This window comes from Aliiruegeria lutimaris (genome assembly GCF_900099935.1).
Lineage (GTDB): Bacteria > Pseudomonadota > Alphaproteobacteria > Rhodobacterales > Rhodobacteraceae > Tropicimonas > Tropicimonas lutimaris.
This window is the reverse complement of sequence record NZ_FNEK01000121.1, coordinates 1-8,770: the sequence shown is the minus strand read 5'-3', so window position 1 is coordinate 8,770 and position 8,770 is coordinate 1. Positions and strand designations below refer to the sequence as shown.

Genomic DNA, 8,770 nt, shown 5'->3' with positions numbered 1-8,770 from the left:
GACCACCAGCACCCGAAAGCTTCGTTCCAATGGACCAGAGGCCGACCATGCACTAACAATCAACCCGGACCACTCGATGGGGGCAGTCCACACAGTGGTTTGATCGGCAGTCCATTTTCCTGTCTGGTTGAGCCAAGACAAGGCGTTTTCGTTGCAGGACAGGTAAGATCACTTCAACTATTGGGAGGTGATTGTCATGCAAAAGGAAATGATCTCTTCACTTTTGGCATTGTCAGTTTCCGCAGGAGTAGCGGAGGCCGACGAGCCTGGCTATTCGGTCGAAAACAACATTCGCTTCGGAGTCCATTCGGAACATCTACTGGATGTCTTTTCCCCATCAACGGTCTCGGACGATACTCCGGTTCTGGTGTTTTTGTTCGGTGGCGGGTTTACTCGCGGCAGCACGGCGCAAGTTCTCTTTGTTGGAGAAAGCTTCGCGGAAGCTGGCGTGATTACTGTCACGCCGAACTACCGAATCAAGACTGCCTTTCCTACATTCATCGAGGACGCCGCTAAAGCCGTTGGCTATGTCCGCGCGAACTTTAAGACTAGCATCGGTGAGCCGCGCCCGATTGTGATTGGGGGGTGGTCAGCAGGCGCTTACATCGCCGGTATGGTGAGCTACGACGAGCGATACCTGGAAGCCGAGGGCGTGCCGCGCGATGCGATTTCTGGATTCATTGGTCTCGCTGGTCGCTATTTGGGCGGGCTTTGCAACGGCGGGCAATGCCCAACCGTTTTCACGCCAGAAACCGAAGGCGATTGGCCAATAGCCCAATTTGTCGACGCAGCCGATCCTCCTATGCTCCTGGTCCACGGAACCAAGGATGTATTCGTCGAGATCGGAAGCATGGAAACCCTTGCAGCAGCCGGGAAGTCGGCCGGTCTCGATGTCACCATTCTGATTGCAGAGGATCGTACTCACACTCAGGTCAGGTTCGATATGGAGGCCCCGGGAACACCAGTTCGTGCGGCAACGGATGCCTTCATCGCACGGGTGACGTCCGACTGAAACGATACGCATAGCTGCTGTGATGGACCAAATGACTCTCGATGCCCCCTTCGACGGGTCACTGCGCAACTCTGCCGCTCGCCGATTTTCCGCGAAGCGCTGAATTTCAGTCCTGATTCAACCGATAACCGACTGGGGCGCACCACCACCATCTAACCAGGCGGCTTCTGAGGGAGGAAGCAATTCTGCCAGTCGCTCTTTGTAGCGAGTTTTGAGGTGGGGGGCGAGTTTGTCGTGGCCGCGCTCTTCTCCCACACCGAAGAACTTCTCAGTGGACGTAAAGTGCTTCACGTTCGAAAGCGGTGTGAATTGTTCGGCCTTCGAGCGCATTGACGAAATCGAGGCCGCCTCAACGACATCATCCAGGAACTCTTGCGATGCAGTTGCTTGGACAGCAGCCGCGACCCGCTCAACCTCCTTGCGCAGATCCCGCTTCATATCGCTGTAGTGGACGAGTGTGATCTCGCGATCCTTTCGAGCCATCGCGAGTACCGAAACGCGAAGATGGTGAACCAGCAACTCCAAGGACACATCGTCCACGTTCGTCGACCTGAAAGCCAAGTCCAAGGCCCGGGCGATTACCGCGTTCTCATCCTTCAAAAAGGGATCATCCTTACGGGGGCTTACCATGTTGAAAACGTGTCGGCGCATGGAGCGGATTGCATCCAGGGGATTCCTCAACACTGAAATTATATGTACTCCGTCATCACGCGGTAGACCGTCGACCGGGGTGTGCGTCTTGATCAAGCGCCGACCCACTTGCGATCCGTATGCGTTGCAGATTTCATCGAACGCGGTTGGTGAATAGTCGAGCCAAGGGCTCAACTCGCTCGTCGGCGCCGACAATTCCGTGTTGCCGTGAAGCAGCATCGAAACAACAGCAATCATCCAGGTCGTTCCACATTTTGGTGGCGTCGAGACGATAACATCGCCTGGTCGGAGTTCAAACTTGGACCATCTGGACGAGTCGGTTCTAACACCTGAGTAGATCTGCATAGATAAATCCCGAATGCCGCCGAAAAAAACTGCCCCATGACACCCGTGCAAGCGAAATACAATTTGATGCGGAGCTGGTGCTGCTTCGGCATTAGTACCATAAACTCGGCTTTCCACTAAGGGCTCGAACGGATACCTGATCGATTTGGTCGGATGACTACTCAGTCGGCATTCCCGACCTTGCGACCAGCACACCACACTTTCCGATACCCACGGAGTACCGGTCCTGGGCCGCGAGGTCCGGTAACTGCGCAGTGCCGACACTCGTCGCACCCGGACGCATTGTTGGTGCAACACCAACCGTTGAACCGGAAGCCGACCTTCAGAGCCGACGCGGCGAACTGCGGTGAAGAGCCCAAATGTTCGATGATGCACTGTCAACGAAGGTCGGCCCTTGGACTTCCGGCGAACGACAAACGCTTGATGGAATTGTCGGGCCTTTGCTAAGGAATCCCTGCCGGGTGTTCTCGAGGCACGTTCACATCACCCATCGAGGGCTGTCCCATGTCTCAGGCCGAGGCCGTCGTTCCAGTTCCGCTTGCCCCACCTTTGCGTCCCTTTCGAATGGACGACGCCGCCACCGTGGCGCAGCTTAATGACATGGCCTCGGGCGGCCTTCTCCTGTCGGGCTGGATCCGAAAGGCCGGCTCCGATGGCGATCCGTGGGAACTGGGGCGCCTGCAGCAGATCGACCAGATGAACTCTGGCTGGATCATGATCGTGCTCGATCAGGAGCAAGGGGTCGAGGCTGTGCTGATGGGGCAGCCGCTCCCAGCGGAACCGGTCTCCGTGGACGACGTGGATGCCGAATGGGTTCCGCTCGTGGAGCTTGAGAACCTTGTGCCGGGCGCTTGGTGTTTGCACGTGATAGCCACGCTGCCCGAGTATCGCGGCAAAGGGCATGGCGCACGGCTAATGGATATTGCGGAGACAATTGCCCGCGCGGGCGGTCATGAGCATCTCGCTCTCGTGGTTTCCGATGCGAATGGCGAGGCAATCCGGCTTTACCAGCGCTGCGGTTTCTCCGAAAACGCCCGACGTCCGATGATCAAGGGCGATTGGGACGGTCCGGGCCAGGATTGGGTGCTGATGGTCAAACCGACTGAGGCCATCGTCGAAGAAAGGATAAATCCAGATCATGCAAGTATTCCGAAGCGCCCGTCCGGCTGACGCGGATCGCTGCTTGGAGATCGAAACGTCGGCCTATGAAGGCGACGAAGCGGCGACCCTCGAAAAAATAACTAAAAGGATCGAGGTCTATCCCGAAGGCTTCCTCGTTCTCGAGATCGATGGAGAGGTGGTTGGTTTCATCAATTGCGGATGTGCGCACGATGTCGAAATGTCTAACGAAGACTTCAAGGAACTCATCGGGCATGACCCCGATGCTCCGAATGTCGTCATCATGTCTGTCGTCGTCGTCCCCTCGCAGCAAGGCAAAGGTCTATCAAGGGAGTTGATGGTCGAGTTTGTCGAGCGGATGAAAGAGATGGGCAAGGCAACGATCCATCTGATGTGCAAGGAGTGCCACGTGCGGCTCTACGAAAAGTTCGGGTACCGCTATCTGCAACCGTCTGCCTCCGACCATGGAGGAATGACTTGGCACGAGATGTCCATGGACCTTTGAGCCGCGCGAAGGTGGTCGATTTCAGACGGACACTTCATGCCTTAAATCTTCGTAGCTCTCCAATCCGAACTGGTTGGCTAGCTGCGCCTGCCAAATTTTTTCCAGCTCCCGTTGGTGTGCCGCTGTGAGCTGATATTTCGGGTCTTCGCGTACGCCGGGCGTGACCTTATAGGCGTTTGCTTCAAAAGGCAGACCAATCCGCTGAGACATCAGACGCCGAAAAGGGGCTTCTCCAAACTGCTCCCTATGCTCCAACATGAACTGCCGCGAGGCTTGCCGCACCACACAATCGAACAGTTCGTCGTCAAGCGGAATGTCCATGAACGCCGCTATGCGCCGCACTGTTTCGGGAAGGTCTGCCCGCATATCTTCGTAACATAACATCAGGACATCGGGATTATTTCGCTGCTCCCACCATGAAGCCAAGTGGTGCCAGTATCCTCGCTCGCCCATCTCGGCAGATGGGTTGCGCCATCGGAAGAATGTGTCCAGATCTATCGTGCCCGGCTCAAAGAAGAAGCCTTCGAAAAATCGGTAAAGCGATATGAATGCGTCCGATGGAGCGCGGAATGAGACGATATAGCGCCCACCCTTGGGTATATCCCACCAACTGAGGTGACTCTTGAAAACCCTCGGTTCGGCGACTTGGGAAGCGTCCAGATCAATGCCAAGGTCGAACGCGACTTCGATCCACGGCGTTACATTACTTATCTCTTCGAAATCCATGCTTCCCCGCGTCCGCAAGCCGTGGGCGATCTGCTGCAACCAAGTGGTACCGCACTTGGAGAATGGAGTGATGATGATGTCCGTAGCCCGCGGCTGAAAGGCTAAGCCATGTTCCCTGCACTGCTTTAAAAAAAATCTTTGCAAAAAGCGCGTCAAGTTCTTCAGGTGTCGTGGGGCGGGAAGGTTGATTCATGTTCATGTCAATAAATGCTCCTCGCTTTAAGAATACCTTGTTCTTCCATCGGCTCCGAGGGATTTCTCCGTTAGCATTGGGCGGGTCGCAAAAAGAAGGCTTGTGCCCGCAACTCGGACATCCAGCAGAATTTAGCGAACGGCGGCTCAGAGCCCGGAGTGACCAATGCTGCGATCCGCACGAGCGGTTAGTTTGCCGACCTTTCTGCCGTTCTCTGCACTTGCAATATTCGGCCTGGGGAGCAGCATAACCCCGATCGGAAGGACCAAAACCGGACACCCAAATGAAGTTTTGTTAAAGTTTTCTCGTGGGACAGGGCCGCGCTCTGAGTCGAGCGGGAGTATGACGGTAGCGGAATTTCCAACTTCGGAAATCATAACGATTTCATGCGAATTCAGACGAATTTCATGACCGTGGAGTATTGTTGAGGCAACATCCGCCTCTTGAAAAGCATCACACAAGTTGGGAGGGAACAATGCTCAGAAGATGCTTGCAGTACGGCCTCATCCTGTGTGCCTGCGTGACAATCGTCGCCGGAGTTTCGGTCTCGAATGCGCAAAGTTCAATGGTCGACCTGACGCTTGTTGAATGGATCCACGGCTCCGAAGACTGCGAGGCGGCGCGAGAAAGCGCAGACTATATCGAGTGGCAGCAGGTGCAGTATCTGCCCGACACCTACGTCTTCAGGCAGAACAAGTGTTCCGACTACGAGGCCAATTTCGTGTATCTGCTGGTGGGTGCGACGAAGGCACTGTTGATAGATACAGGCGCGACCAAGGAAGGCGGCGAAATTCTTTATGAGATGGTTCGGAAGATCACTCCTGCGCCTCTGATTGTCGTGCACACGCACGGGCACCCGGACCACTGGAGAGGCGACCCCGCCTTCAAGAACGCCGAAAATACCGAGGTCGTTCGCATTGGTGCAATCAATATGCTGAAATACTTGGGCCTCGACACCTGGCCCGACGATCCGGTCGGGATCAAACTGGGCGACAGGCTGATCGAGGTTCTTCCGACCCCAGGCCACGAGTCCGCAAGTTTGGCGTATTACGATCCTCGGTCACAGTTCCTTTTTACCGGCGATACCGTTCTTCCTGGACGGCTATATGTTAACGATTGGCCGTCTTACGTGGACAGCATCGCCCGTCTGCTGGACTGGGTGAAAGACAAGCCGGTCGCGCACGTAGTGGGTGGACATATCGAAATGCAGCGAACCCCTAACGTACAATATCCGCGAAGCACGCAATACCAGCCGGACGAGGCGCCTCTGCCGCTGTCGGTATCGGATATCGAAATGTTGTATGCAGCCATTTCGGGGAAAGAAACGCCGGAGAGAATTGAACTCGGATCGTTCGTAGTCTGGCCCTATTGATCAGGAAGGACTGCTTCAGGGTCAGGACCCTTGGCTGAGTAGCGCCATTGCATGCTAGGACTGCGAATTCCGGTTTTCGAGCGGGACCTTTCCGCGAAGGGTGCTGCTCTTGTGACGCACGCATGAGGCGTGGACAGCAGTTCAGCGCAGGATACAGCCGTTCGTCGCGCCCATCATTATTATGAAATTGCGGAAGCAGCGTTCATCAAAAAGGGAGGAAGGCGCCAATCGTTGAGTATTGACCGCATGGCGCGTGCAGGCGCAGGGGGCAAAAATTCCGCTCCAAATCAAGAGCACGCGTGTCGCTTTTTCACTCTGACCGTTTGAACTCCAGCATCAGCCTTCGGGCATTCCCGATACCCTCAAATCATTGATAAACCTAAATAAAAGCTCGTCATTGTTGAATCCGGTCCGATTGCGCATATAGGTCTGGACGGTGTAGTCAGGAAGCATCCGAGCATGCCGAGCGGCGGTGTTCCGTGCAGCCTCAATATCACCGGCGCAGGCCTGGTTAACCATGAGGTGTCGCAATTCCCAGGGCCGGTAAGTTCGCGATATGTTTTCGATCCAGCTAGCGCCCTCTTCGCATCTTCCCGCCGACCAAAGCACGAAGGCCATCGATTTGTAGTACCATCCGGGCGGGATCGGGTTGATGTCGATCGCGCGTTCCATAACCGCGATCGCTTCATCAGTTCGTCCTGCAAACATCAAAGGTTCCGCAGTCAGCGCCATGGCGTCTGCGCTCGAAGGGTTCAGCCGGGCGGCCCATTGATACTGCATGACCGCGAGCTCGTTCTCGCCCGCACGGTCGTGCATGTCGCCGCGGGAAATGTGCGCCATGTAGTAGTCCGGGTCGGCCGCAAGCGCCTTCTCGGCATAGTCAATTCCCATCTGCAGCAGGTCTTCGAGCGGCATGTCCTTGTAAAGATCCGGCTGTGGTAGTTCCTGCCAGACAATCAGCGCCATGCCAACATAGCCATAGGGTGCATAGGGGTCGGCCTCGATCGACTGAAGGTAGAGATCGCGCGCTTTCCGCACATCTTCCGGTGTCTGTCCCTGAATAGCGTCGTTGCCGCGCATGTAGAGATGCAGGGCGCTCACCTTTTCCGGACCACCGGTCTGCGGTTCATGCCAAGCCAGTTCGCGACCAATATGTGTCGCAATCCCCAACACGATCTTTGATTGCACGTCGAAATAGTCGTCTATTTCGTCGTTGAATTCATGCGCCCATTGGTGCGTTCCGTCGTGCGCGTTGATCAGCTGCACCGTAACCTTCAGCCGATCTCCCGACTTTTGCATGCTGCCCTCGACGACGAAATCAGCGCGCAGCTTTTCGGCGATTTCTGCTATGTCGGTTGCGGTGCCCCGGAAACTGAAGCTCGAGTTGCGGGCGATGACCGCAAGCTCGGGGTAGCGCGCCAGTTCGGTGATAATCCCCTCGGCAATGCCGTCACCCAGGTACCCCCGGTCCTCGCTCGGACTGAGATCGTCAAAGGCCAGAACCGCGATGCGCGCGGGGCCGTCCGGTGCGGGTTCGGGCCATAGGGCCCAGGCGACAGCGGCAATAGTAAGAATCATCACGATGCCCGACAGGATCAGGTTTCGACGGTGGTGTGAGGCCACAATGACCATGGCGGGTGCCGGGCTAAGACTGTAGCCTTTGCCGACATGGGTCGTCAGCAATGACTGTTCCTTATCGCGGATTGCCCGCCGGATGTCGGCGATGCACTGTGTCAAGCTCTCATCCGTCACCGACACTTCTCCCCAGACCGCCTCCATGATCTCGGCTTTGCTAACGATCTCTCCGCGGCGCGTGGCGAGATAGGCAAGCACCTCGCTGGACTTTTTGCGCAGGCCGATGCGCTTGCCCTGCGCATCCCGAAGATCACGAGAAGACGGGATGAACCTGACATCGCCGATCGAGATTTCATCTGTATTTGACAAGGTTTCACCCCGTTTTCACGACTCCGGACTAGTGTCTTCAGTAGTCGTTCTTCTGTCCGCGCCGTAATTCTGGCCGTTACAGGGCAAATCGCAACCTGAGATTGTCAGGCTGCGGTCTGAAAGGCGCGGCGAAGCGAAACTGGGGTGCAGGGGGCTGCACCGGACGGCGCGACGTAGGTCCACATGTAAACGACGACCGGAACACCCGCTTCCGGCCGGACCGCTTGCGCTCCCTTTGCCCCGACCATTCCTTGGAGGACACCATGAAGACATTCTTTGCAGCTGTTTTTTTAACCACACTCGCAATACCCGCCATAGCGCAGGACAAGAGCGCGGCTGATATCCGTGCGGAAGCGAAAGAGGCTTTCGGAGCCGCGCTTCCGGAAATCGAGAATTATCCCGATAGCATGCTTCCAGGCGCCTGGGCTTGGATGAACGACGTCGAGGATGGCAAGGGCGCGCTGGATGCCAAGACCATGCAATTGATCGGGCTCGCCGTCGCAGCTCAGATTCCCTGCCAATACTGCACCCATTATCACCACAAGGCTGCCCTCGCGGCAGGAGCATCGGAGCAGGAAATCGCTGAGGCAGCTGCGATAGCAGGATACGTGCGGAATTGGTCGGCGGTCCTCTACGGTACCGGGGCCGATCTCGAGGACTACAAGACGATGGTTGACGGACTTTTTTCCAGCCAATGAAGCCAGGGCCGCAGAGCGGTGGAGCTTTCGCCCCGCGTAGAAGGGGCGCAAGCTTCGGCTTGCCATCCATGGAGATGCTGGTCTCCCATTGCATTTACTTTATGACTAACGGCGTCCGAACTCACGATGGACGAGCCTACCGAACCCTCAACATCATCGATGAGTTCACCAAGGAGGCCCTGGCTATTCGTGTGAAGCGCAAACT

General features: G+C 56.3%; 8 protein-coding genes. 5 read left to right on the top strand and 3 right to left on the bottom strand.

The window, feature by feature from the left end:
• Positions 1 to 196 precede the first annotated feature (196 nt).
• Positions 197 to 1,012, top strand: a complete 816-nt coding sequence (locus tag BLR85_RS26845; protein WP_093164619.1) for an alpha/beta hydrolase — start codon at positions 197 to 199, stop codon at positions 1,010 to 1,012.
• Positions 1,013 to 1,129: 117 nt separating this feature from the next.
• On the opposite strand, the gene BLR85_RS26840 is transcribed toward BLR85_RS26845, so the two are convergent.
• Entirely contained in the window at positions 1,130 to 2,008 is an 879-nt protein-coding gene (locus BLR85_RS26840; protein ID WP_093164616.1) for a sulfotransferase domain-containing protein, read from the bottom strand.
• Positions 2,009 to 2,572: 564 nt separating this feature from the next.
• On the opposite strand from BLR85_RS26840, the gene BLR85_RS26835 reads away from it, so the two are divergent.
• Entirely contained in the window at positions 2,573 to 3,178 is a 606-nt protein-coding gene (locus tag BLR85_RS26835) for a GNAT family N-acetyltransferase (RefSeq protein ID WP_170844802.1), read from the top strand.
• Between the two features lie 13 nt (positions 3,179 to 3,191).
• Complete coding sequence (locus tag BLR85_RS26830) at positions 3,192 to 3,632, top strand: GNAT family N-acetyltransferase (RefSeq protein ID WP_244520895.1); 441 nt, start codon at positions 3,192 to 3,194, stop codon at positions 3,630 to 3,632.
• 21 nt (positions 3,633 to 3,653) lie between these two features.
• Here BLR85_RS26830 and BLR85_RS26825 read toward each other — a convergent pair whose 3' ends face one another.
• The gene (locus tag BLR85_RS26825) at positions 3,654 to 4,502 is read right to left on the bottom strand and encodes a sulfotransferase domain-containing protein (RefSeq protein WP_280138533.1); all 849 of its coding nucleotides are present in this window, start codon (positions 4,500 to 4,502) and stop codon (positions 3,654 to 3,656) included.
• Positions 4,503 to 5,116: 614 nt separating this feature from the next.
• On the opposite strand from BLR85_RS26825, the gene BLR85_RS26820 reads away from it, so the two are divergent.
• Positions 5,117 to 5,923, top strand: a complete 807-nt coding sequence (locus tag BLR85_RS26820; RefSeq protein WP_170844800.1) for an MBL fold metallo-hydrolase — start codon at positions 5,117 to 5,119, stop codon at positions 5,921 to 5,923.
• A gap of 336 nt (positions 5,924 to 6,259) precedes the next feature.
• On the opposite strand, the gene BLR85_RS26815 is transcribed toward BLR85_RS26820, so the two are convergent.
• Positions 6,260 to 7,867, bottom strand: coding sequence for a winged helix-turn-helix domain-containing tetratricopeptide repeat protein (locus BLR85_RS26815; RefSeq protein WP_093164603.1), 1,608 nt, complete (start codon positions 7,865 to 7,867; stop codon positions 6,260 to 6,262).
• Between the two features lie 263 nt (positions 7,868 to 8,130).
• Between BLR85_RS26815 and BLR85_RS26810 the strand changes: the two genes are divergently transcribed.
• A complete protein-coding gene (locus BLR85_RS26810) occupies positions 8,131 to 8,565 on the top strand; it encodes a carboxymuconolactone decarboxylase family protein (protein ID WP_093164600.1) in 435 nt (144 codons plus the stop codon).
• Positions 8,566 to 8,770: the final 205 nt, after the last annotated feature.